This window comes from Streptomyces sp. NPDC059567, from assembly GCF_042735655.1.
Classification (GTDB): domain Bacteria; phylum Actinomycetota; class Actinomycetes; order Streptomycetales; family Streptomycetaceae; genus Streptomyces.
Window position 1 is genome coordinate 122,528 of sequence record NZ_JBHWBS010000004.1, and the last position, 24,211, is coordinate 146,738.

The window sequence follows — 24,211 nt, forward strand, 5'->3', positions numbered from 1 at the left end:
ACAATCATTTTGCTTTTGGTTTTAGCCCGCCACCGCGTTCGTAACTTGTCTCTCATTAACAAGAGCCCCCACACCTCGCCGTGTTTACCCCCCCCCCCCCCGCCCCCCCCCACGTCGGGGGTCACCATGTCGTAGCGGCCGGAGGTCACCAGAACGGGGAGGTCGATCTCCCCCAGGCGGTCGGTGACGCTCCAGTCCTTCAGACTGCCCGTGACGTTCCACTCCGGGCCCCAGAGTGCCGCGTTCACCTCCTCCCGCATCGTGAGGACGGAACGCACGAGGTGTTCGGGCCAGGGGTCCAGACGGCAGAGCCACCGTTGGTAGAAGGCCATGGTGGCGCCCAGATAGGCATCGTCGTCGGTCGTCCCCTCCGCCTCGCACCGGTCGATGACCTCGCGCACCTCGGCGGGCAGGGAGTCCTTCAGCCGCCGCGCCTCGGCGGCGTAGGAGGGAGCGTCGGCGACGACGCCCGCCAGGACGAGGCCGGCCACCCCGGACGGCCTGCCGAGGATGTACGCGAGCGCCACCTGGGTGCCCCAGGAGTGGCCGAGGAGATGGAGGCGGTCGAGCCCGAGCTCCTTCCGTACGGCGTCGATCTCCGCCACGAACGTCTCCAGCGTCCACAGGGCGGGGTCGTCCGCCTTGTCGGACCTGCCGCAGCCGAGCTGGTCGTAGAAGACCACGGCACGCCCACCGTCCTCGGCGAGCGCCGCGAGGTCCTCCAGGTAGTCGTGCGGCAGGCCGGGGCCGCCGTGCACGACGAGGAGCGGGAGTTTCCCTCCGGGACCGGGCAGCCTGCCCACGACCTGGTACCAGGTGTGGAAGCCGCGGAACGGCACGGTGCCTTCGGTGACGGGCATGGAGCCTCCTGGGGAGATCCGGGGTTCCTTCCCATCATGAGCAGGCCGGGGGCGGAGGCGCCACGCGATGCGCCGTCGCCGGCGTCGGTCTCGGACGCGACCGGGGCCACCCGGGTGACGTCGGTCAGCCGGCCGGATCGGCGGCCGCACGCAGGGCGTCGAGCACGGGGCTGATCAGGGGGTGGTCCTCGGCCCCGCGCCGCACCGCGGCGAAGACGCGGCGAGTGGGGGCCACGCCGTCGACCGGCCGGATCACCGCCGCGTCGGGGGCCATGCCGCTCAGCGCCGAACGGGGCACGAGCGCCACGCCCGCCCCTGCCGAGGCGAGGGCGACCACAGCGCGGAAGTCGTCGGAGCAGTGCTCGAGCCGGGGTTCGAAGCCGGCGTACTCGCAGGCCAGGACGGTCACGTCGTGGCAGGGATTGCCGGCGGACTGCCCGATCCAGGCGTCCTTGGCGAGGTCGGCGAGGGCGACCCGGTCGCCGGCCGCCAACGGGTGCCCGGGGGGCAGGACGGCGTCGAAGGGTTCCGCGTAGAGCGGTACGCGGGTGAGCCGGGCGTCGTCCTCGCCGGGCGCGCCCCGGTACTCGACGGCGACGGCCACGTCGACCTGCCGGTCCAGGACCATCAGCAGGCTCTCGTCGCCCTCCGCGTCCCGCACCCGCACCCGGATGCCGGGCGAGGTGCGGGCGAGGCCGGTGATCGCCGGCGCGACGACCAGGCCGATGCCGGTGGCGAAGGCCGCCACCGTGACCGTGCCCGCCTCGCCGGAGCCGTAGGCGGCGAGCTCGGACTCGGCGCGCTCCAGCTGGGCGAGGACTGCGTTGGCATGGCTGAGCAGGATCTCGCCCGCCGGGGTGAGCCGCGCCCCTCGGGCGTTGCGCTCGACGAGCCGGTGACCGGTCTCCTGCTCCAGGGCCGCGAGCTGCTGGGAGACCGCGGAGGGGGTGAGATAGAGCGCGGCGGCAGCCGCCGTGACCGTGCGGTGGTCGGCCACCGCCCGGAGGATGTGCAGCCGCCGCGCTTCGATCATGCCCCTAGTGTCGCAGGCCGCGGGACTAGCTCCGCAGGGCTGCGCGGGCGTCGACGAAAGCGTCCACCGCGCGGTTCACGTCCTCGGTGGAGTGGGCCGCCGAGAGCTGGACGCGGATGCGGGCCTGGCCCTGCGGGACGACGGGGTACGAGAAGCCGATCACGTACACGCCGCGCTCCAGGAGCAGCTCCGCCATGCGGCCGGCCTCGGAGGCGTCGCCGATCATGACGGGCGCGATCGCGTGGTCGCCGGGGAGGATGTCGAAGCCCTCCGCGGTCATGCGGGTCCGGAACAGCTCGGTGTTGGCACGCAGCCGGTCGCGCAGGTCGCCGGCCGACTCCAGCAGGTCGAGGACCTTGAGGGAGGCGGCGGCGATGACCGGGGCGAGGGTGTTGGAGAAGAGGTACGGGCGGGAGCGCTGGCGCAGCAGGGCGACGATCTCGGCGCGGGCGGCGACGTAGCCGCCGGACGCGCCGCCGAGGGCCTTGCCGAGGGTGCCGGTGATGATGTCGACGCGGTCCATGACGCCGTGCAGCTCGGGGGTGCCGCGGCCGCCGGGGCCGACGAAGCCGACGGCGTGCGAGTCGTCGACCATCACCATGGCGTCGTAGCGCTCGGCCAGGTCGCAGATCTCGTCGAGCGGGGCGACGTAGCCGTCCATGGAGAACACGCCGTCGGTGACGACCAGCTTGCGGCGGGCGCCGCCCTCCGTGGCCTCCTTGAGCTGCTGCTCCAGGTCGGCCATGTCGCGGTTGGCGTAGCGGAAGCGGCGGGCCTTGGAGAGGCGGATGCCGTCGATGATGGAGGCGTGGTTGAGGGCGTCGGAGATGACGGCGTCCTCGGGGCCGAGGAGCGTCTCGAAGACACCGCCGTTGGCGTCGAAGCAGGAGGAGTAGAGGATCGTGTCCTCCTGGCCGAGGAAGGAGGACAGCCGAGCCTCCAGCTCCTTGTGCACCTCCTGCGTACCGCAGATGAAGCGCACGGACGCCATGCCGTAGCCCCAGCGGTCCAGCGCCTCGTGGGCGGAAGCGATCACCTCGGGGTGATCGGCGAGGCCGAGGTAGTTGTTGGCGCAGAAGTTGAGCACCTCACCGGGCTGTCCCCCGGCGGTGACGGCGACGGTGGCGGACTGGGGCGTGCCGATGACGCGCTCGGGCTTGTGCAGTCCGGCGGCGCGGATCTCGTCGAGGGTGGTGCGGAGGTCGTCGCGTACGGAGTCGAACATGGGGTTCCTTCAGGGGTGGGGAGGTCCGAGGGCGAGTGATCCGAAGGGGCGCGGCCGGCGGAACAGGTCCGAGCGCGCGCAGCCCCCCGAGGAACGAGGGGGGCGAGCACGTACGGGCCTGTGAGCCCGGCTTGAGTGCCCCGGAGGGGAACCGAGCCCTAAGAAAGGGTCCAGTCGAGGATGATCTTGCCGCCCTTGCCGGACGCGGCGTCGTCGAAGGCGGCCTCGAAGTCGGTGTACGCGTAGCGGCCGGTGATCACCGGGGCGAGGTCGAGTCCGCCCTCCAGGAGCACGGACATCGCGTACCAGGTCTCGAACATCTCGCGGCCGTAGATGCCCTTGATGGTGATCATGGAGGTGACGATCTTCGCCCAGTCGACGGAGAAGTCCTCGCTGGGCAGGCCCAGCATGGCGATCTTGCCGCCGTTGGTCATGTTCGCGACCATGTCGCGCATGGCATGCGGGTTGCCGGACATCTCCAGGCCGACGTCGAAGCCCTCCTTGAGGCCCAGCGTGCGCTGGCCGTCGGCGATGGTCTGCTCGGCGACGTTCAGGGCGAGCGAGACGCCCGCCTTGCGGGCCAGCGCGAGGCGCTCCTCGCTGACGTCGGTGATGACGACGTTGCGCGCACCGGCGTGCTTGGCGACCGCCGCCGCCATGATGCCGATCGGGCCCGCGCCGGTGACGAGGACGTCCTCGCCGACCAGCGGGAAGGACAGCGCGGTGTGCACGGCGTTGCCGAAGGGGTCGAAGATCGCGGCGACGTCGAGGTCGACGGGGACGCGGTGGACCCAGACGTTGGACGCCGGCAGGGCGACGTACTCGGCGAACGCGCCGTCGCGGCCGACACCGAGGCCGACGGTGGCGCGGCAGAGGTGGCGGCGGCCGGCCAGACAGTTGCGGCACTTGCCGCAGACGAGGTGCCCCTCGCCGCTGACCAGGTCGCCGACCACGATGTCCGCGACGTCACGGCCGATCTCGACGACCTCGCCCACGAACTCGTGGCCGAGGGTCAGCGGCGTGGCGATGGTCTTCTGCGCCCAGCCGTCCCAGGAGCGGATGTGGAGGTCCGTACCGCAGATTCCGGTGCGCTTGACCTTGATCAGTACGTCTCCGCTGCCGATCTCCGGTTCCGGTACGTCCGTGAGCCAGAGTCCCGGCTCCGCCTTCTGCTTGACCAGCGCCTTCAATGCCTTGGCTCCCGACGTGCGTGTCCAGTGACCTACGGGGTTCGGGCACGGGTTCGCGCCCAAGATCCTCGAAGAGAATCTTCCGTATGTCCTGCATCGGGGTCCATCGAGGTTTTCTTAAGCGCGGCCACAGGTGAGCTTCACGCCGGGTCCGGCCGTCATCGCCCGAGCGCGGCCATCGCCGCGTTGTGGCCGGGGATGCCGCTCACTCCGCCGCCCCTGACGGCGCCCGCGCCGCAGAGCAGGACGTTGGCATGCGCGGTCTCGACGCCCCAGCGGCCGGTGCCCTCGTCCCCGTAGGGGAAGGAGAGGTCGCGGTGGAAGATGTGGCCGCCGGGCAGCCGCAGATCGCGTTCGAGGTCGAGCGGGGTCTTGGCCTCGATGCACGGCCGGCCCTCCGCGTCGACGGCGAGGCAGTCGGCGAGCGGCTCGTCCAGTACGGCGTCGAGCTCGGCGAGCGTCGCCTTGAGCAGTGTCGCGCGGGCGGTGTCGTTGTCGGCGGCGAACAGCCGGGCGGGGGTGTGCAGTCCGAAGAGCGTGAGGGTCTGGTAGCCCCGCTCGGCGAGTTCCGGGCCGAGGATGCTCGGATCGGTCAGCGAGTGGCAGTAGATCTCGGAGGGCGGCGCGCTCGGCAGCCGGCCCGCGGCGGCTTCGGCGTACGCGGTGGCCAACTGCCCGTACCCCTCGGCGATGTGGAACGTGCCCGCGAAGGCCTCGCGCGGGTCGACGGACCGGTCCCGGAGCCTCGGGAGCCGGGTGAGGAGCATGTTGACCTTGAGCTGGGCGCCTTCGGCGGCCGGCGGGGGTGTGTCGCCGAGCAGGGCGGCGAGCGCCTGCGGGGAGGCGTTCACCAGTGCGTGCTCCGCCGCGACCACGCCTTCGCCCTCCGCCGTGCGGTAGGTGATCTCGGCGCGGGTGCCGTCGGTCTCGATCCGGGTGGCCTCGTGCCCGGTGCGGATCTCCGCGCCCGCCGCACGGGCGGCGTCCGCGAGGGCGTCGGTGAGGGCTCCCATGCCGCCGACGGGAACGTCCCAGTCCCCCGTACCGCCACCGATGACGTGGTAGAGGAAGCAGCGGTTCTGGAGCAGCGAGGGGTCGTGGGCGTCGGCGAAGGTCCCGATGAGCGCGTCGGTGAGGACGACACCGCGGACGAGGTCGTCGGTGAAGTTCTCCTCGACACCGACGCCGATGGGCTGCTCGAAGAGCATCCGCCAGGCGGTCTCGTCGGCCACCCGGGCGCGCAGCTCCTCACGGGTGGGCAGCGGCTCCGTGAGCGTGGGGAAGACGCGCTCGGCGACCTCGCCCGTGCGGCCGTAGAACGCCTGCCACGCCTCGTACTCCCGGTCGGAGCCGGTGAGCGCGGCGAAGGAGGCACGGGTGCGGTCGGCGCCGCCGCCGACGAGCAGCCCGCTGTCGCCCTTCGGGGTGTACGAGGAGATGGAGCGTTTCCGCACGGCGAAACGCAGCTCCAGCTCGCGCACGATCTTCGGCGGCAGGAGCGAGACGAGGTACGAGTACCGGGAGAGCCGGGCGTCGACGCCGTCGAAGGGCCGTGTGGAGACGGCGGCCCCGCCGGTGGAGCCGAGGCGTTCCAGGACGAGGACGGTGCGTCCGGCGCGGGCCAGGTAGGCGGCGGCGACCAGTCCGTTGTGGCCACCACCGACGATGACGGCGTCGTACGAGCGCTGTGCGGTCATGTCTCTTGCTAGCACGCGAAGATCGCCCGCGGAACCCCGCGTCTAGGACGTGTTCCGCTCCCCGTCCGTCCGGCGCAGCGCGGCGACGCGCCGGTAGAGGTCGACGGCCTCCGCGTGGCGGCCGAGCTGTTCCAGGCAGTGGGCCTCGTCGTGGCGGCTGGCCAGGGTGTCGGCGTGGTCGGCGCCGAGGACCCGCTCCCGGGCGTCGGCGACCTGGCGGTAGACCGACAGGGCGGCCGCCCAGTCCGCCAGCCAGCCGAGGCCGACGGCGATCTCGCGGCGGCTGACGAGCGTGTCGGGATGGTCGGCGCCGAGGACGCGCTCGCGGATGGCGCACACGTCCCGAGCCTCCTCGACGGCCTCCTCCCAGCGGGAGAGCCGGCCGAGGTTGACTCCCAGGCCGTGGCGGGCGCGCAGCGTCTCGGGGTCGTCCGGGCCGTGCACGCGGGTACGGGCGTCGACCAGGTCGCGGTAGAGCTCCAGGGCCTCGGCGCTCCTGCCGAGCCGGCCCAGACAGATCCCGACCTCGTAGCGGGCCGCGAGGGTGTCGGGATGGTCGGGACCGAGGACGGAACCGCGCGCGGAGGCGACGTCCCGGTACGTCGCGAGCGCCTCCGGCCAGCGCTCCAACTGACCGAGGGTGTACGCCACTTCGTAGCGGGTCACGAGCGTGTCGGGATGCTCGTCGCCGAGCAGCCGGGTGCGCGCCTCGGCCACCTCCCGGGCCATCCGGTACGACTCGTCCAGACGCCCGAGCCGCCCGAGGTTGAACGCCAGGTTGTGGCGGCAGCGCAGGGTGTCGGGGTGGTCCGGGCCCATCGTCCGCTCGCGGGAGGCGAGCACCGCCGCGTACACCTGGTGCGCCTCGAAGTGCCGCCCGAGGCGCCCGAGCACGTACGCCGTCTCCTGGCGCGCGGCCAGGGTGTCGGCGTGGTCGGGTCCGAGGACGCGCTCGCGCGCCTCGGCGACCCGGGCGAAGGCACGCAGGGCGTCGGCGGGGCGGGCGAGCCGGCTGAGCGTGAAGCCGAGTTCGTACCGGCTGGTGAGGGTCTCCGGGTGGTCGGGCCCGAGGGCCCGCTCGCGGTCCTCGGCGACGGACCGGTGCACGTCCTCCGCCTCCTCCCAGCGGCCGAGCCGACCGAGACTGAGCCCGGCCTTGTGCCGGCTGGCGAGGACGGCGAGGAGTTCGGGGGACGGCGTGGACCGCGGGACGAAGCCCGGCGCGGGCGATGCGGGGGACGGGGTGGACCGCGGGACGCCACGGTCCGGAGCGGGCAGGACGCGTGACGCGGCGGTCCACTCCCCCGTGAGCCCGACGGCCGGGTCGAAGGCCACGGTCCGCAGCGCGAGGGAGGCGGCGGTGGCCCGGTGGCCGTGGGTCATCCGACTGGCCCAGGAGGGGAGTCGGGGCGCGGCCGCCTCCGGTACCCGTACCTCCGCGGACACCCGGTCCGGTCCGGTCCGTGCCGAGACGATCCGACGGCGCAGGTCGGTCGCGTCGGTGGGCCGCCCCTCCGGCGTCTTGGCGAGCAGGTCGAGGACGATCCGGTCCAGGTAGTCGGGGAGTTCGGCGCGGTGCGTGCGCAGCGGCTCCGGCGGGGTGTCGCGATGGCCGACGAGGACGGCCCACGCGTCGTCGAGGTCGAAGGGCGGGGCGCCGGTGGCGATCTCGTACAGCACGCATCCCAGCGAATACAGGTCGCTGCGGTGGTCGACCTCGCCGCCGCTGATCTGCTCGGGAGACATGTAGTGCGGGGTGCCCATGGCGATGCCGGTGCCGGTGAGGCGGGAGGTGAAGCCGATGTCGGCGCCCAGTCGCGCTATCCCGAAGTCGCAGATCTTCACGGCGCCGTCGCCGAGCCGCATGATGTTGGCCGGCTTCAGGTCGCGGTGCACGATCCCCTGCCGGTGGGTGTAGGCGAGGGCGTCGGCGACCTGCTCGGCGATGTCGACGACGTCCGGCACCGGCAGCGGGTGCTGTTTGTTCTCCTCCAGGAGCTGGCTGAGGTTGTGGCCCTCCAGGAGCTCCATGACGAGGAAGAGGACACCGTCGGACTCGCCGAAGTCGTGCACGACGGTGACGCCGCGGTGCTGGAGCGAGGCGGCGACGCGCGCCTCGCGGCGGAAGCGCTCGCGCAGCACCTTCACGAAGTTCGCGTCCTGCTGCGGTCCCAGCGGCTTGAGGCACTTGACCGCGACGCGGCGCCCGAGCGACTCGTCGGTGGCGCGCCACACCTCGCCCATGCCCCCGCGTCCGATCACGTCGTGCAGCCGGTACCGGCCCTGGATCAGCCTGGTTTCCGCCATCGCGTGCTGTCGCCCCCGTCGATTCGCTGCGCCCTCCCCGGCTCGTCCAGTATGGCCGTCTGGCTGCGGAGTTTGTACGGGGCGGGGCGCGTGGCGGGTCCCAGACGGGCCATCGCGTTCAAGATGTGACCTGGCGGAAGCCGCCAGCGCATCCGTGCCGGGATGCAGCGCAGCAGGTTTCCCGCCACGGTGAGCTGATGCGTGACGGTGTCCGGCGGCGGTGCGGGCCGGCCGTACAGCGCGTGGGCGTAGGGAGGCAGCGCGCCGTAAGCGAGTGCGGCAATGCGCCGCCAGACGATCTCGCGCGCCGGACGCAGGGCGGGTTTGACCGGGGGACGGCGCAGGAACGCGTCGACGGTCCGCGCGTCCTCGCCGGCGGCGAGCCGCGGCCGTACGTCGTCGAAGTAGTCGGCGAGCTCGCCCGCGGTGGCGGGCACCTCGCGCGGGTCGAGCCCGACGAGCCGGGCGGACGCGCGGTGTTCGTCGATGTAGCGGTCGGCCTGGGCGTCGGTGAGCGGGATGCCGGAGCGACGGACGACGGAGAGGTACGAGTCGACCTCGGCGCAGTGCACCCAGAGCAGGAGCTCGGGGTCGTCGACGCCGAGCAGCCGGTGGATCTTCCGCACGCGGGCGCCGGCCGCCTCGGCGGCATCGGTGCTGCCGTAGCTGATCGTGCCGACGAAGTTCGCCGTGCGCAGGAGCCGGCCCCAGGCGTCCTTCCTGAAGTCGCTGTTGATCATCACGCCGCGCACGGCGACGGGGTGCAGTGCCTGCAGATAGAGAGCGCGGACGCCGGCGATCCACATCACCGGGTCGCCGTGCAGCTGCCAGGTGACGGAATCGGGACCGAAGAGCCCGGGATCGGCGTCCTGCCTCATACCGTTCAGGCTACGGGTGCTGCCGCCGGATCGACCCCACGAAGCGGGGTCGGAGTCAGGCGACGGGGTGGGCAACCTGAGCGTGGCCCCTCAGTTCCTCACCTCGGGATCGTCGGTCCAGGTGAGGGAGCGGATGAGCCAGTCGCCCGAGGCGTCGGCGGCGAGCTCGAAGTGCTGGCGTCCCCATCCGGCGAAGGGCACACCGTCGCGGACGCCGTGCTTGTGGTAGAGCGAGGACCGCAGCGCGCGTCCCGCGACGACGACGGTGGAGAAGCTGACCTCGAACTCCTCGAAGTCGGTCAACTCGGATCCGTTCAGAAAGGCTTGACGGGGCACCAGGAACTCGTCGACGTCCATCCGGGTCACCTGCCCGTCCTGCGCCACGAACTCGATCACCGCCTCGGGTGCGAGCACGGCCCGGGCCGCGTCCAGGCTGACCGGCTCTCCCTCGCGGCGGGTGAACGCGGAGAGGAACGTGGTGGCCACCTTGTCGACGGCGCGCTCCTGGGCAGACGGCGCGTTCTTGCGCCATTCACCGGCCAGCACGGCGAACACCGAGTCGCTGCACCAGGCTCCCTTGAGGAAGGTGCCGTCACGCAGAACGGACTCGTGGCGCATCCCGATGCGCCGCATGAGGGCCGCGGACGCGACGTTGCGTACGTCGCAGATCCCGATGACGCGGTGCCAGCCGAAGCTCTCGAAGGCGATGTCGAGCGCCGCCGTGACCGCCTCGGTGGCCATGCCCGTGCCGTGCACGTCAGGGTGGAACGCGAACCCGACCTGGCCGGTGGCCGGTTCGTCGGGCTCCCGCCGGAGGAACACCTCGCCGACGACCCGCCCCGACTCGTTCTCCACGGCCAGCCCGAGCCAGTCACCGGGAGTGGCGAGCGCCTCACCGGAGATCAGGCGCTCCAGCGTCTGCTGTGTCACGTCCCTGGTGTGCGGCTCGTGCGGCAGGTAGAGCGCGACCTCGGGCAACGAGCGGTGGGCGTAGATCGCTTCGAGGTCGTCCTCGCGCACGGGGCGCAGGCTCAGCCGCTTCGTCCGGACCGGGTACGCCGGATGCGTCGGGGCGTCGGTACCTGCCGGATCGGCCGGATCGGTCAGGTCGTTCGGGTCGGACATCGAATCTCCGTTCGCGCGATGGACCCGCACAGTGTGCCGTGCCGCAGCCCGCCGAAGCGACCAGGTTCTGGTGGCCCCGACGCAGACACGGAGCCGTCACGACCGCATGACCTCCGCCCGTGTGCCCACCGCTCGTCGCACGGCGGGCCACTCCTTCGGCGGTCCTCGGCGAGCGCGAACCATGCTGCGGCTTCCATGCTGGTCCGGGGGGAGATGACCGCTGTCCGAGGCCGCTGTCGAACCCTGGCTTCCTGGGACCTGGCCGCGGAAGACCGGAGCACTGATGAGGCTTGTCGTCGATCTCAACAGATGCCAGGGGTACGCGCAGTGCGCCTTCCTCGCGCCCGAGGTGTTCACGATGCACGGAGAGGAGTCGCTCGTCTACGACCCCCACGCCGAGGACGAGCATCGGGAGAAGGTGGCGCGCGCCGTCGCGGCCTGTCCGGTGCGGGCGATCACAGCGGAGGGTCTGGCGGAAGCCCATCACACCTCAGGGCGTCCCGGCCGGTCCGCTCGCTCCGCGCAGGCCGTTCGGCCCGGGCAGGGGCCGTTCGATGGCCGTTGACGATTTCCACGCGTGGCTCAGGCGCGAGGGCCGGATCGTGATCGTGGGGGCTTCGCTCGCGGGTCTGCGGGCGGCGGAGACGCTGCGAGCGGAGGGCTTCGCCGGTTCGCTCACCCTGATCGGGGACGAGCCGTACGAGCCGTACGACCGGCCCCCGCTGTCCAAGGCGGTCCTGCTGGGCAAGGCATCGCCGGCCCACACCGAGCTCCCCCGGCGCCGGGAGTTCGACGCCACGTGGCGGCTCGGTGTCGCGGCGAGCGGTCTGGACATGGCGGCCAAGCGCGTGCTCCTGGCCGACGGGGACGCGGTGGAGTACGACCGGCTGCTGATCGCGACCGGGGTCCGCGCCCGGCCCTGGCCGCACGAGGCGGAAGCCCAGCTGGACGGGGTCTTCGCGCTCCGGACCCGTGACGACGCGGTCGGCCTCCACCGCCGGATGGCGGCCTCGCCCCGTCGGGTCCTGGTCGTCGGCGCCGGGTTCACCGGTTCGGAGATCGCCTCGGCCTGCCGGGACCGGGGCATCGACGTCACCGTGACGGAACGTGCCGACGCTCCGCTGGTGGGTGCGCTCGGCGGCGTGATCGGTGCGGTCGCGGCGGACATGCATCGCGAGAACGGCGTGGATCTGCGTACGGGCGTCACGGTCACCGCCCTGGAGGGCGATTCGGAGGGCCGTGTGCGGGCGGCGCATCTCTCCGACGGCAGCGTGGTCGAGGCGGATGTCGTGGTCGTCTCGCTCGGAGCGATCCGCAACACGGAATGGCTGGCCGGGTCCGGCCTCGGCGCCGGCCCCCGCGGTATCGCCTGCGACGCCGGCTGCCGGGCCTTCGACATCCGGGGCATCGTCACGGACGACGTCTACGCCGCCGGTGATGTCGCCCGCTCTCCGAACGCCCTGTTCAACTACCAGTTCCTGTCCCTGGAGCACTGGGGCAACGCCGTGACGCAGGCCGAGGTCGCCGCGCACAACATGATCAGTGTCAGCGCGGAGCGGCGGCCCCACATGGGGGTGCCCTCCTTCTGGTCCTCCCAGTTCGGGGTGAACATCAAGTCGGTCGGCGTGCCCTCGATGGGCGACGAGATCATGTTCACCCAGGGTTCGCCGGGCGAGCGGCGCTTCATCGGGGTGTACGGCCATCAGGGCCGCGTCATCGCGGCCGTCAGCTTCGACAACTCGCGGTGGCTGGAGTTCTACCAGCGCCTGATCGAGACGGGCGCGCCGTTCCCCGTGGAGTTCCCGACGGTGGACCGGCGGCCCGAGGGCCGCAAGCCGGTCCCGGCCGAGTTCCCCGACCCGTCCCTGCCGACCCATGGCCCGACGGTGACCCTCAGCGGCTACTCGCCCACTGACCAACAGCTGGTCTTCACCCCGGCCCATCGCTGACCGACGCCCGTCCGGCCCTCTCGTCCCGAGGACACCTCATGACGCATGCCACCCCGCTCCTGCGCCAGATCACCGACTACGCCAATCGCGCGGACCCGTACCCGCTGTACGAGAAGCTGCGCGAGACCCCGGTGCTTCAGGAGGAGGGCGGCCCTTACGTCATCAGCTCCTACTACGACATCCTCCATCTGCTCCACGACCCCCGAATCAGCTCGGACGCCGCCAACATCACCGCGGCGAGCACCGACGGCAGGAGCGGCGCGGAGGAGACGGGGCTGCCACCGAGCTTCATCCGGCTCGACCCGCCCGAGCACGACCGACTGCGGCGGATCGCCACCCGCCCCTTCGGCCCGCCGCACAGCCCCCACCGGGTCGACTCCATGCGCGGCGAGTTGGCCGAGATCATCTCCGGGCTGCTCGACGACCTGGGGGACGCCGGGGAGATCGACCTGGTGGACCAGTTCGCGTACCCGTTTCCCGTGACCGTGATCTGCCGGCTGCTCGGGGTGCCGCGCGAGGACGAGCCGCGATTCCGCTCCTGGGTCGACCCGATCGTGGCCGGTCTGGACCCGGACGCGGGCGGTGACACCACGGAACGGCGGCGGGAGGCTCAGGAGGCGCGGCTGCAGCTCGGCACGTACCTGGCCGGGTTGGTCGAGCAGCGGGGCAAGGAGCCTCGCGAGGACATGCTGTCCGAGCTGGTGGCGAGTCGCGGCGGCGACGGTCCCATGACGACGATGGAGGTGCTCAGCACCGCGGTCCTCCTGCTGATCGCGGGCCACGAGACGACGGTCAACCTCATCGCCAACGGCATGCTCACGCTGCTCCGCCACCCGGACGTCCTCGACAGACTGCGCGACGACCCGGCGCTTGCCGTCAACATCGTGGAGGAGCTGCTGCGTTACGAGCCGCCGGTGCAACTGGTGCCCCAGCGCACCTGTATCGCGGACATCGAGCTGCGCGGGGTCACGATTCCGAAGGGCTCGCTGATCTGGCTGGTGCTCGCCTCGGGCAACAGGGATCCGGAGCGCTTCCCGGATCCCGACCGCTTCGACCCGGACCGCGAGGACATCCAGCACCTCGGCCTGGGAAGCGGCATCCACTCCTGCTTCGGCGCGCCCCTGGCCCGGCTGGAGGCCCAGCTCGCCCTGTCGGCACTGGCCCGCCGCCTCGACAACCCACGGCTGCTGGAGGACCCACCGCCGTACCGTCATAACGCGGTGCTGCGCGGCCCGCGCCATCTGCGCATCGGCGTCGACGGGGTGCGTCCCTGAGGGGCCCCCGAGCCCGCCCCGCGGTTTTGCGACCACTGGCCGCTGCCGTCACAAGCCGGCGCATCCGTCCTGCAGATGCGCCGACGGACATCCCGCCACGACGCCTCGGCTCGGCGCGGCGGTCGGCGGTCGGCGGTCGTGGCCTACTCCCCGTTCATCCCGTCGCTTCCGCTGCAACGCCCGGCCGAGGCCGGGTGCGCATGCCCCAGCGGGCAAGAGGTGGGCCGGCAGCGCCCAGCGCCGCGAAGAACGCTGCCAGCAGCAGCCAGCCCGCCGTGCCGAGGCCGAGCACCACCGTGGTGAGGATCGCAGGAGCGAGGGCCTGGCCTGCGGTGAAGCCGAGGCCGAGGAGTCCTTGGTACTGGCCCTGGGCATGGTCGGGGGCGAGGCCGAAGCCCAGGGCGAAGCCCGCCGAGGACTCCCAGATCTCCCCGAGGCTGTGGACGAAGATCGCCGCGACGAGCAGTCCCGCCGCCGCCCAGACCGGGGTGTGCGCCGCCAGCGCCATCATCGGGCAGCTGACGAGGAAGAGCAGTCCCGCGTTGCGGAACGCCCTGCCGCCGTCGCGCGGGGTTTCGATGCGCGAGCCGATCCGGGTCTGCAGGAGCACGCAGAAGGCGGCATTGACGGCGAACACCGCGGCCACCGTCCAGCGCGGCGCTTCGGTGTGCTGGGAGATCCAGATCGGCAGGAGCAGGGACACCACCTGGTACTGGAGCCCCATGGCCCCGAACAGGGCGGTGAACGTCAGGTACGGGCGGTCCGCGAAAGCGAGCCAGCGACGCTCTCGCGGCGGTGCCGGCAGCGCCGGATAGTTGGGCAGCAGGAAGAGAAGCAGCGCGCACAGGGCGAAGCTCGCCGCGTTGCCGAGGATCAGCACGACATAGGCACCGCGGGTGTCCGCCGCCACCGCCAGCCCGGAACCCACCGTTCCGAAGATGACGCCCAGATTGACGAAGGTGCGCAGCTTCGCCCGGAACAGTGCCGGGCGTTCGGTCCCGACCCGGGCCACCAGAGCGCCCCAGGCCGCCCCGCCGGCCGCCGCGGCGATCTGGTCGACCGTCGCGAGGACCGTGAGCGCAGCCCAGCTCTCGACGAGGACGAGAGCCGCCATCGACGCCGCCTGGACCGCGAGGGCCAGCATCATGATCGTGCGCGCGCCGCGCCGGTCGGCGAGATGGCCTCCGGGTATCCCCGCGAACAGGCCGATCAGTCCGGCGATGGTGAGCGCGCCCCCGACCTGGACCGCGGGCAGGCCCACGATCAAGGTGAAGTAGAGCGCCGATGCCGCGTTGAACAGACCGTTGCCGACCCGGTTGACGAAACTGGCGGCGATCAGCACGCGCTCCGGCCTGCTGCCCCCCACCACGCCGGCTATTCGGCCGCCCGGGCTGCCCTTGATCATGAGCAGCAGGCTAGCAGCGGGCCCGGACACCGCCTCAGCTACACAAAGACCGGTGGTCCGGGGGAGCAAGCCGCCCCGACGAGCATGACGATCCATGCTTTCGTGAATTCACGATCCACTGTACTGTCGGGGCGTGCTGACCGTTGCCTCCGACATCGACGTGCTGGCCCGCTTCGGCCGTGCGCTCGCCGACCCGATCCGCTGCCGGATCCTTCTCGCGCTGGGCGAGGAGCCGGCGTACCCGGCCGACCTCGCCGATGCGCTCGGCATCTCCCGGACCCGCCTGTCGAACCACCTGGCATGCCTCCGCGACTGCGGACTCGTGGTGACCGTCCCGGACGGGCGCCGCACCCGCTACGAACTCGCCGACGAACGACTCGGCCACGCCCTGGACCACCTCCTCGCCGCCGTCGTCGCGGTCGAGTCGGACAAGACCTGCCCGGACTCCGAGGCGGAGGGCTGCTGTTGATGGCCGCACTGTCCCTCGGGCCGCCCCCGGCCCGCCGCGACGCCCTCGCCAAGCGCATACGACTGCTGGTCGCCGCGACCATCGCCTACAACGTCGTCGAGGCCGTCGTCGCGATCACCGCCGGCACGATCGCCTCCTCCACCGCGCTGATCGGCTTCGGCCTCGACTCGATCATCGAGGTCTCCTCCGCCGCGGCCGTCGCCTGGCAGTTCTCCGCCCGCGACCACACGCTCCGCGAGGCCCGGGAGAAGGCCACGCTGCGGATCATCGCCGGCTCCTTCTGCGCCCTCGCCGCCTACGTCGCCTTCGACGCGGTCCGGGCCCTGACCGGCACCGGCGAGGCCGACCGCTCCGTCCCCGGCATCGTCATCGCCGCCCTCTCCCTGGCGATCATGCCGTTCCTCTCGGCCGCCCAGCGCCGCGCGGGCCGCGAACTCGGCTCCGCCTCCGCGGTCGCCGACTCCAAGCAGACCCTGCTCTGCACCTATCTCTCCGCCGTCCTGCTGGTGGGCCTGGTCCTCAACGCCACGCTCGGCTGGGCCTGGGCCGACCCCATCGCCGCCCTGGCCATCGCCGCCATCGCCGCCAAGGAAGGCCGCGACGCCTGGCAGGGCAAGGGCTGCTGCGCACCCACCACCCATGCCCACACCCCGGCCGCCGTAGGAGCAGCCGCGATCGACACGGACGCATGCGGCTGCATGCCGGGCTGCTCCTGCTGTTCATGAACTCCTCCGGAGGTCCGAACGGCTCCCGCGTGCCCGCGGTGCCCGGTCCAAGGGCTGTGGGTCACGAGGACGGTCCGGACCGACCGGCTCACGGCGGTCGACTGGCCGGTCGGCATCGCTCAGCGCCTGGTCCTGACGGACACGGACGGGGTACGGGCGGAGGTCGACCTGCGCGTCCTCGTCTCGAACCCGGCGCTGTGGCTTCGACTCGAAGCCGATGCGCGGGTCGCCCAGGAGCGCGGCACCCTGGACCACGGAACAGCCGGACTCGCCCGGCTCACCCGGCGCGTCGATACGGAGACGACCCACTCCGTCTTCAGGATGTCCGGCCTGGACCAGTACGGGCGCCGGGCGCGGCGCGGCGGTCACCCGGCCGGGGCAGGCTCCTCCACGCGGTCGAAGCGGTGCGAGAATCCCGGCCGCCACCGCCCCCACGTCCCGGAGCGGTGTCCGCAACGTCGCTCTCCCTCCGCGTACGTCTCCAAACCGCGTCCGGTGTGACGTACCTGACGGCCGGGAGGGGGATCTTGACGCTTTCCTGACGCGTGACCCGGGGCTGGTGAGGCGCCCCCTGCTTAGGCTTGCTCGGCTGTCCGCGCGATGGCCGAAAGCCGACACCTACCAGCACCCAAGGACACCCGATGGCGACCACGAACAACGCCCGCACCGGTCGATTGCGCGCGTGGATGCTCGAGGGCCTGTCCGACATGGGCAAGGGCAAACCCTCCCGGCCCGCGGAGGCGGCCCCGGACGCCGGGCACAAGGGCCAGCCGTGGTACCGGGTGATGTGCCTGACCGGTGTCGACTACTTCTCCACCCTCGGCTATCAGCCGGGCATCGCCGCCCTGGCCGCCGGGCTCCTCTCCCCCATCGCCACGATCGTCCTTGTCGTCGTGACGCTCGCCGGCGCACTGCCCGTCTACCGGCGCGTGGCCGAGGAGAGCCCGCACGGTGAGGGGTCGATCGCGATGCTGTCGCGGCTGCTGTCCTTCTGGAAGGGCAAGCTCTTCGTCCTGACCCTGCTGGGCTTCGCGGCGACCGACTTCCTCATCACCATCACCCTCTCGGCCGCCGACGCCTCCACCCACCTCGTGGAGAACCCGCACCTGGAATCAGCCCTGCACGACAAGCAGGTCCTGATCACCATGATCCTGATCGCGCTCCTCGGAGCGGTGTTCCTGAAGGGCTTCCTGGAGGCGATCGGCGTCGCCGTCGCCCTCGTGGCCATCTACCTCGCACTCAACGCCGTCGTCGTGGTCAGCGGCCTGTGGCACGTGATCACCGAGGGCCATGTCGTCACCGACTGGACCGCCGCCCTGACGCAGGAGCACGGCAACGTCTTCGCGATGATCGGCGTCGCCCTGCTCGTCTTCCCCAAACTCGCCCTCGGGCTCTCCGGCTTCGAGACCGGCGTCGCCGTGATGCCGCACGTGAAGGGCGACCCGGGCGACACCGAGGCGAAGCCCGCCGGCCGCATCCGGGGCACGAAGAAGCTCCTGACGACGGCCGCGCTGATCATGAGCGTCTTCCTGATCTGCACCAGCTTCATCACCACCGTGCTCATCCCCCACGAGGAGTTCGAGCCCGGTGGCAAGGCCAACGGCCGCGCGCTGGCCTACCTCGCCCACGAGTACCTCGGCAACACCTTCGGCACCATCTACGACGTCTCGACCATCCTCATCCTGTGGTTCGCAGGGGCGTCGGCGATGGCGGGCCTCCTCAACCTCATGCCCCGCTACCTGCCGAAGTACGGCATGGCCCCGCACTGGGCCCGCGCGGTGCGCCCCATGGTCATCGTCTTCACCCTCGTCGCGTTCCTGGTCACGTGGATCTTCGACGCCGACGTGGACGCGCAGGGCGGCGCGTACGCGACCGGCGTCCTCGTCCTGATCTGCTCGGCCGCCATCGCGGTGACGATCGCGGCGCGCAAGGCCGGCCAGCGCGGCTGGACCATCGGCTTCGGCGTCATCTCGGCCGTGTTCCTCTACACGACCGTCGTGAACGTCATCGAGCGTCCCGACGGCGTCAAGATCGGCGCCTGCTTCATCGCCGGCATCATCCTGATCTCGCTCCTCTCCCGGCTCGGCCGCGCCTTCGAACTCCGTGTCACACACGTGGAGCTCGACGACATGGCGGAACGCTTCATCCGAGACATCTCCCATCGCACCGCCCGGTTCATCGCCAACGAACCCGACCACCGGGACGTCGCCGAGTACCGCGAGAAGATCGAACAGATCCGTACCGACAACGACCTCCCGACCAGCGAGGACTTCGTCTTCGTCGAAGTCACCGTCACGGACCCCTCCGAGTTCGAGGCGGGCCTCACCGTCCGCGGCGAGGTCATGCACGACCGCTACCGCGTGCTGACCCTCGAGTCCTCCTCCGTCCCCAACGCGCTGGCCGCTCTCCTCCTCCACGCCCGCGACACCACCGGAACACGCCCCCACATCTACTTCGAATGGACCGAAGGCAACCCCTTCGCCAACTTCCTCCGCTTCTTCCTCCTCGGCCAGGGCGAAGTCGCCCCCGTCACCCGCGAGGTGCTACGAGAGGCAGAACCCGACCGGGACCGCCGCCCCCGCGTCCACGTCGGCTAGTGGCACCACGGGACCGGGAGGCTCCGGGATCCCTCGTGTCAGGACCGCGTGAAGAGTTGGGACGTGCGCGCCTGCTCAAAGGCACACCGGCCTACAGTCACGGCATGAGCCGATCTGACGGCCGTCTGCCCGTCGACCGCCGCGTGCGCCGCATGTCGATGGCGCTCGCCGTGGCAGCCGTGCTCCTCAGCGCTCTCGGGGCCGTGGGCGACAGCATGTGGCTGATGGGGGCAGGGGCCTGGCTCCTGATCGCGGCCATTCTCCTGGACCTCGTGTACCGGCCCTGAGCCCCCCGCGCCGGCCCGCCCGGTGGGTCGGAGGCGCGCGCACCGAGTTGTCGGCCTTCCGTCCACCATGCGCAAGCCGACCCGCACTTGCCGATGAGGCCGGCCAGTAGCACGGCGACGTTTGAGAATCAGGCAGCCCCGAGGCACCACAGCGAGGTCGTCTCGCCCGCGCGGGCTCGGTACAGGGGGTCCGAGGGGCCAGTCGCTCGGGGGTGACGAGGCTTCGTGACCGTGCGGGACAGCACCCGCAGGCCCGCGGACGCGATCGCGTCCGCGAGTTCCGTCCGGGCGCGCAGGCCGAGCCGTTCGGCCAGGTCGGAAAGGATCAGCCAGCCTTCACCGCCCGGCTCCAGATGGTCTGGGAGGCCGTTCAGGAAGCGGTGCAGCATCCGGCTCTGCTGCGGGCCAGCAGCGCCGCCGTCATGCCTGCGCCGCGGCCGTTCCCGCTGTTTCCGCGACGGGTAGGGAGACCACCATCGTCAGGCCACCGCCCGGGGTGTCCTCCGGGGTCAGGGTGCCGGCCATGGCCTCGGTGAGACCGCGGGACAGGGCGAGCCCGAGGCCGACGCCTGTGGTGTTGTCGGTGTCGCCCAGCCGCTGAAACGGTTCGAAGATCCGCTCCCGGCCGGTGGGCGGAAGACCGGGGCCCCGATCGACGACGCGCAGTTCGACACGGTCGGCGAGCGCGCTGGCGGTGACCAGCACCGGGGTCCCCGGCGGGGCGAAGCGCGCGGCGTTGCCGACGAGGTTCGCGATGACACGTTCGAGCAGCGGCGGGTCGGCGATCACGGACGGGATGGCCTCCAGGCCGTGGAGCTCGGGCGGTGTCGCGTCCGGCGGCAGCGAGTCCAGGGCGGAGGGCAGGACCTCCTTCAGACTCGTGGCACGAAGGTCGAGCGTGAGCGCGCCTGCCTGGAGCCTGCTCATGTCCAGCAGATTGTCGATGAGCCGGCTGAGGCGCGCCATGGATTCGTCCGCGGTGGCCAGCAGTTCGCCCCGTTCCTCGTCCGTGAACTGCACGTCCGGGCTCCGCAGGGAGCCGACCGCAGCCCAACCCGCGGCGAGGGGGGTGCGCAGGTCGTGACTGACGGCCGCGAGAAGCGCGGTGCGCATACGGTCGGCGGCCTTGACCGGTTCGACCTCGGCGGCTGCCTCGGCGAGCCGGGCCCGTTCGACGGCCGCGGAGACATGCGCCGCGAACGCGGCGAGGACCCGGCGCTCGGACGACGGCAGGGCACGGCCTCGCAGGACGAGGTGGAGACCGGGGCCCACGGACACCTGGGTCGCGGTGGGGTCGTCCACCTGCCGCTCGACGAGTTCGGCGGAGTCCATCGCGAAGGTCTCCCTCGTACGGGCCAGGAGCGCCGGTACGGCCTGGTCGCCTCGGACGACGTCGCCGGTGAGTGAGGAGAGCGTCTCCGCCTCGGCCGTGGCCGCCGCGGCGCGTCGGGACATCCGGAGTGAACGGTCCACGATCGCGGCCACCGTGCCCGCGACCAGGACGAACACCACGAGCGCGAGCAGGTTGTCGGGGTCGCTGAAGCTGAACTCGCCGATCGGCGGTATGAACCAGTAGTTGAGCAGCAAGGACGCGGTCACCGCGGCGACGAGCGCGGAGACGACCCCGCCGATGCAGGCCACGCCCACCACGGTCACCAGGAACAGCAGCGCCTCACTCGTCAGGTTGAAGGTGCCCCGGGTGCGGTCGAGGAGGAGCGTCAGCAGAACGGGAAGCACGAGACCCGCCACAGGCCCGGCGACGAGTCGGGAGGTCGGCAGCGTACGACGGCGGGAGGGCAGCAGCCTGCCGCGTCCGGCCCGCTCGTGCGTGACCATGTGGACGTCGATGTCGGAAGAGAGGGCCACGGTCGTCTCGCCGATCCCACGGCCGGTGAGGAAGCGTTCGAGTCGGCCGCGCCGACTCGTCCCCAGGACGAGCTGGGTGGCGTTCTCGGCGCGCGCGAACTCCACCAGCGCGGTGGCCACGTCGTCTCCCACGACCGTGTGGTAGCTGCCGCCCACGCTCTCGACCAGACGTCGCTGCCGGGCGAGCGCGGAGTGCGAGGCCCCTGTCGCAAGACCGTCGCTGCGGACGACGTGCACGGCGAGCAGGGCGCCGCCCTGGGCCGCGCGGGCGGCGATGCGGGCGGCGCGACGGATCAGCGTCTCGCCTTCGGGCCCGCCGGTCAGTGCCACCACGACGCGCTCACGGGTCTCCCACACCCTGCCGATGCCGTGCTCGGAGCGGTACCTCCGCAGGGCCTCGTCGACGCGGTCGGCGGTCCAGAACAGGGCCAGTTCGCGCAGCGCGGTGAGATTGCCCGGCAGGAAATGGTTGGCGAGCGCGGCGTCGATCTTCTCCGGCGGGCAGACGTCGCCGTGAGCCATCCTGCGGCGCAGCGCCTCCGGATCCATGTCGACGAGCTCGATCTGGTCGGCTCGGCGTACGACGTCGTCGGGCACTGTCTCCAGCTGCGGAACCCTGGTGATCTTCACGACGACGTCGTTGAGGGATTCCAGGTGCTGGATGTTGACGGTGGCGACGACGTCGATACCGGCGGCCAGCAGCTCCTGCACGTCCTGCCAGCGCTTGGCGTTGCGGCAGCCCGGCACGTTGGAGTGGGCGAGTTCGTCGACGAGAACGACGTCCGGGCGGCGTCGCAGCGCGGCGTCGAGATCGAGCTCGGGATACGTGCTGCCGCGGTACTCCCGCCGCGCCCGGTCCAGCACCTCCAGGCCGTCCAGCATCGCCTCGGTGCGGGGCCGGCCATGGCACTCCACGTAGCCGACGACCACATCGGTGCCGCGTGCGGCCCTGCGCCGGCCCTCGTCGAGCATGCGGTACGTCTTCCCGACGCCGGGTGCCGCGCCGAGGAAGACCTTGAGCGTTCCCGGACGCGTCGCGGGCAAGGGCGAGGCATCCAGGGGGCCGTCGTGCTTCAGAACTTCTCCGGGCGGATCAGGGCGGCCACCAGGTAACCGACCAGGCTGATGGCCACGACGAGGCCGACGACGTTCTCTACGCCCATGCGCGATCAACTCCCCTTGTGCGTACACCCCTTGGAGTACGTGTTCAGGTATACGGAAACGCGCCGCATCGTGGGCGCACAGTCAGCTTGACGGCTCCCTTGCGCGGTCCGGGGTGATGCTGACGCAGTCCTGACGATTCCCATACGGATAGGGTGAAGACGGGGTGCCGGGAAGTCTGGTCGGCGGCGGGGACCACGAGGCCCCGTCTGGTCCAGGGGACGTCATGCGAAGCGTCGGCACGGTCCTTCGTCTTGTGGTGCTCGCCACCGCCGTGGCGACGGGTGCCCGCCGGCGCGCATCCCCGCTCCCTCTTCGGCCTCGCCCTGCCGACGCGACGCTTGTACGAGGACCACGACATCAGCGACATCACTCGTCGACGCCTGCAACGCTCGCTGGACCTGGAGGACGCGCGACTCGCTTGCGCCACCCCCGCTGCGCCTCGATCGAGCGGGCTGAGGCCGACCGCGCCGGGCCGGCCCCGCAGAGTCCGTCGGCCGAGAACAGGCCTTGGTGGTGACGCAGGCGTAGCCGGAGGCTTCTCGTCCCAACGGTTTCAGCGTCGGACGCGGGGCATTCCCAGGCCGATCCAGGAGATGATCTCGCGCTGGATCTCGTTGTTTCCGCCCCCGAAGGTGAAGATGACGGCGGAGCGGTAGCCGCGTTCGAGTTCGCCGTGGAGGACCGTGCCGGCGGAGCCTTCCTTGAGGGCGCCGGCCGCGCCGACGATCTCCATGAGCCAGGCGTAGGCGTCGCGGCGGGCCTCGGAGCCGTAGACCTTGACCGCGGAGGCGTCCTGGGGGGTCAGGGTGCCCTGTTGGACGGCGTTCACCATCTGCCAGTTGAGGAGTTTCATCGCGTCGAGCCGGGTGTGCGTACGGGCGAGGCTGCGGCGCACCCAGCCGAGGTCGATCACGCGGCGGCCGTCGGCGAGCTTGGTGTCGGAGGCCCAGCGCTGGACGTCCTGGAGGGCGCGGATCGCCATCGTGCCGTGGGCGGCGAGGGTCACGCGCTCGTGGTTGAGCTGGTTGGTGATCAGCCGCCAGCCCTTGTTCTCGTCGCCGACGCGATGGGAGACGGGGACGCGGACGTTCTCGTAGTAGCTCGCGGTGGTGTCGTGCGAGGCGAGGGTGTTGATGAGCGTGCAGGAGTAGCCGGGGTCGCTCGTCGGGACAAGCAGCATCGTGATGCCCTTGTGGGCGGGGGCGTCCGGGTCCGTGCGGACGGCGAGCCAGACCCAGTCGGCCGTGTCGCCGTTGGTCGTCCAGATCTTCTGCCCGTTCACGACGTATGCGTCGCCGTCCCTGACCGCGCGGGTCTTGAGGGCGGCGAGGTCCGTGCCCGCGTCGGGCTCGCTGTAGCCGATGGCGAAGTCGATCTCGCCGGAGAGGATCTTCGGCAGGAAGGACGCCTTCTGTTCGTCGGTGCCGAACTGCATGATCGTGGGACCGACGGTGTTCAGGGCCATCAGCGGCAGCGGGACGCCGGCCTGGGCGGCCTCGTCGAAGAAGATGAACTGTTCCATCGGGCTCAGCCCGCGCCCGCCGTACTCGGTGGGCCACCCCACCCCGAGCCAGCCGTCGGTGCCGAGCCTTCGCACGGTCTCGCGGTAGAAGCGCTTCTGAGCGGCGGGATCGGCGTACCGGGCGTGGACGTCCTCGGGGACGAGCTCGGCGAAGTACGCGCGCAGTTCCGCGCGCAGGCGGTGCTGGGCGGGCGTGTACTCGAGGTGCATGGGGGCCTCCCGTGGCAGCGTCCTTCGTACCGTGCGCGCGACGGCGGCCACGGTAGAACGTGTTCCACAAATGGGGAAGCCCCATGACGGGCCCGGGCCCGGCCCACGGGCACGGACCACCCCGGCCCGGCGGGGCCGGACCGAGGCGGTGGTGGCGCGGGGTCGGGGTCCGGGGTCCGAGGTTCGGGAACCCGCGGGATCACCGGCCCTCGGGGTTCAGGGCAGGAGCTCGTCCAGGGAGGCGCGTCCCTTCTCCGCCATACGGCGCTCCGCCCACGCGAGGCTCTTCGGATTCACGTCACGACCTGAGGCGAGGACCAGGTCCTCCGCCGTGTATTCGCCCTCCGACCCGGCATGCAAGAGGCGGTCGGGCGTCGGGCTCTCCCCCGGAGATGTCTTGTCGGACTCAGCGTTCATGCCGCCTCCTA

Annotated in this window: 20 protein-coding genes and 1 pseudogene; 7 read left to right on the top strand and 14 right to left on the bottom strand. The window is 71.6% G+C overall.

The window, feature by feature from the left end:
• The 8 genes from ACFVZW_RS03865 to ACFVZW_RS03900 all read right to left on the bottom strand — a co-directional run.
• On the bottom strand, positions 1–860 hold an 860-nt coding region (locus ACFVZW_RS03865), incomplete at its 3' end, for a proline iminopeptidase-family hydrolase (protein WP_384516300.1).
• Positions 861–984: 124 nt separating this feature from the next.
• On the bottom strand, positions 985–1,893 hold the full coding sequence (locus tag ACFVZW_RS03870) for a LysR family transcriptional regulator (protein ID WP_384516303.1): 909 nt from the start codon (positions 1,891–1,893) through the stop codon (positions 985–987).
• 25 nt (positions 1,894–1,918) lie between these two features.
• Positions 1,919–3,118: a glycine C-acetyltransferase gene (locus tag ACFVZW_RS03875; protein WP_384516306.1), complete on the bottom strand. Its 1,200-nt coding sequence runs from the start codon at positions 3,116–3,118 to the stop codon at positions 1,919–1,921.
• A gap of 158 nt (positions 3,119–3,276) precedes the next feature.
• Entirely contained in the window at positions 3,277–4,308 is a 1,032-nt protein-coding gene (tdh, locus tag ACFVZW_RS03880; RefSeq protein ID WP_384516309.1) for an L-threonine 3-dehydrogenase, read from the bottom strand.
• Between the two features lie 158 nt (positions 4,309–4,466).
• Complete coding sequence (locus ACFVZW_RS03885; protein WP_384516312.1) at positions 4,467–6,005, bottom strand: phytoene desaturase family protein; 1,539 nt, start codon at positions 6,003–6,005, stop codon at positions 4,467–4,469.
• A gap of 42 nt (positions 6,006–6,047) precedes the next feature.
• Complete coding sequence (locus ACFVZW_RS03890) at positions 6,048–8,312, bottom strand: tetratricopeptide repeat protein (RefSeq protein WP_384516315.1); 2,265 nt, start codon at positions 8,310–8,312, stop codon at positions 6,048–6,050.
• Complete coding sequence (locus ACFVZW_RS03895; protein WP_384516318.1) at positions 8,294–9,190, bottom strand: oxygenase MpaB family protein; 897 nt, start codon at positions 9,188–9,190, stop codon at positions 8,294–8,296. The genes ACFVZW_RS03890 and ACFVZW_RS03895 overlap by 19 nt, the downstream gene beginning before the upstream one ends.
• 90 nt (positions 9,191–9,280) lie before the next feature.
• The gene (locus tag ACFVZW_RS03900; RefSeq protein WP_384516321.1) at positions 9,281–10,315 is read right to left on the bottom strand and encodes a GNAT family N-acetyltransferase; all 1,035 of its coding nucleotides are present in this window, start codon (positions 10,313–10,315) and stop codon (positions 9,281–9,283) included.
• Between the two features lie 283 nt (positions 10,316–10,598).
• Between ACFVZW_RS03900 and ACFVZW_RS03905 the strand changes: the two genes are divergently transcribed.
• The 3 genes from ACFVZW_RS03905 to ACFVZW_RS03915 are packed head-to-tail and all read left to right on the top strand — an operon-like array spanning position 10,599 to position 13,538.
• The gene (locus ACFVZW_RS03905; RefSeq protein ID WP_384516324.1) at positions 10,599–10,880 is read left to right on the top strand and encodes a ferredoxin; all 282 of its coding nucleotides are present in this window, start codon (positions 10,599–10,601) and stop codon (positions 10,878–10,880) included.
• On the top strand, positions 10,870–12,264 hold the full coding sequence (locus ACFVZW_RS03910; protein ID WP_384516327.1) for an NAD(P)/FAD-dependent oxidoreductase: 1,395 nt from the start codon (positions 10,870–10,872) through the stop codon (positions 12,262–12,264). Before ACFVZW_RS03905 ends, ACFVZW_RS03910 begins: the two co-directional genes overlap by 11 nt.
• Before the next feature lie 38 nt (positions 12,265–12,302).
• Positions 12,303–13,538 carry a cytochrome P450 gene (locus ACFVZW_RS03915; RefSeq protein ID WP_384516329.1) on the top strand — a complete coding sequence of 412 codons (1,236 nt, stop codon included), beginning with the start codon at positions 12,303–12,305 and terminating at the stop codon, positions 13,536–13,538.
• 154 nt (positions 13,539–13,692) lie between these two features.
• Here ACFVZW_RS03915 and ACFVZW_RS03920 read toward each other — a convergent pair whose 3' ends face one another.
• Complete coding sequence (locus ACFVZW_RS03920; RefSeq protein WP_384516331.1) at positions 13,693–14,943, bottom strand: MFS transporter; 1,251 nt, start codon at positions 14,941–14,943, stop codon at positions 13,693–13,695.
• Between the two features lie 133 nt (positions 14,944–15,076).
• On the opposite strand from ACFVZW_RS03920, the gene ACFVZW_RS03925 reads away from it, so the two are divergent.
• The 4 genes from ACFVZW_RS03925 to ACFVZW_RS03940 all read left to right on the top strand — a co-directional run bounded on the left by ACFVZW_RS03925 (position 15,077) and on the right by ACFVZW_RS03940 (position 19,021).
• The gene (locus ACFVZW_RS03925; RefSeq protein WP_384516333.1) at positions 15,077–15,412 is read left to right on the top strand and encodes an ArsR/SmtB family transcription factor; all 336 of its coding nucleotides are present in this window, start codon (positions 15,077–15,079) and stop codon (positions 15,410–15,412) included.
• Entirely contained in the window at positions 15,412–16,137 is a 726-nt protein-coding gene (locus ACFVZW_RS03930; RefSeq protein ID WP_384516336.1) for a cation transporter, read from the top strand. The genes ACFVZW_RS03925 and ACFVZW_RS03930 overlap by 1 nt, the downstream gene beginning before the upstream one ends.
• A 641-nt stretch (positions 16,138–16,778) precedes the next feature.
• Complete coding sequence (locus ACFVZW_RS03935) at positions 16,779–18,734, top strand: amino acid transporter (RefSeq protein ID WP_384516339.1); 1,956 nt, start codon at positions 16,779–16,781, stop codon at positions 18,732–18,734.
• A gap of 104 nt (positions 18,735–18,838) precedes the next feature.
• Positions 18,839–19,021 (top strand): hypothetical protein, encoded by a 183-nt coding sequence (locus ACFVZW_RS03940; protein WP_384516341.1) that lies wholly within the window; start codon positions 18,839–18,841, stop codon positions 19,019–19,021.
• A gap of 128 nt (positions 19,022–19,149) precedes the next feature.
• On the opposite strand, the pseudogene ACFVZW_RS03945 reads toward ACFVZW_RS03940, so the two are convergent.
• From ACFVZW_RS03945 to ACFVZW_RS03965, 5 genes and pseudogenes are all read right to left on the bottom strand, one after another.
• Positions 19,150–19,410, bottom strand: a pseudogene (locus ACFVZW_RS03945) (methyltransferase); the annotation flags it as partial.
• Positions 19,411–19,441: 31 nt separating this feature from the next.
• Positions 19,442–21,931, bottom strand: coding sequence for an ATP-binding protein (locus tag ACFVZW_RS03950; RefSeq protein WP_384516344.1), 2,490 nt, complete (start codon positions 21,929–21,931; stop codon positions 19,442–19,444).
• A 29-nt stretch (positions 21,932–21,960) separates the two neighbouring features.
• Positions 21,961–22,050 (bottom strand): K(+)-transporting ATPase subunit F, encoded by a 90-nt coding sequence (kdpF, locus tag ACFVZW_RS03955; protein ID WP_384516347.1) that lies wholly within the window; start codon positions 22,048–22,050, stop codon positions 21,961–21,963.
• 554 nt (positions 22,051–22,604) lie between these two features.
• Positions 22,605–23,783, bottom strand: coding sequence for an acyl-CoA dehydrogenase family protein (locus ACFVZW_RS03960; protein WP_384516350.1), 1,179 nt, complete (start codon positions 23,781–23,783; stop codon positions 22,605–22,607).
• A 216-nt stretch (positions 23,784–23,999) separates the two neighbouring features.
• Complete coding sequence (locus tag ACFVZW_RS03965; protein WP_147981931.1) at positions 24,000–24,200, bottom strand: hypothetical protein; 201 nt, start codon at positions 24,198–24,200, stop codon at positions 24,000–24,002.
• Between the last annotated feature and the right edge of the window lie 11 nt (positions 24,201–24,211).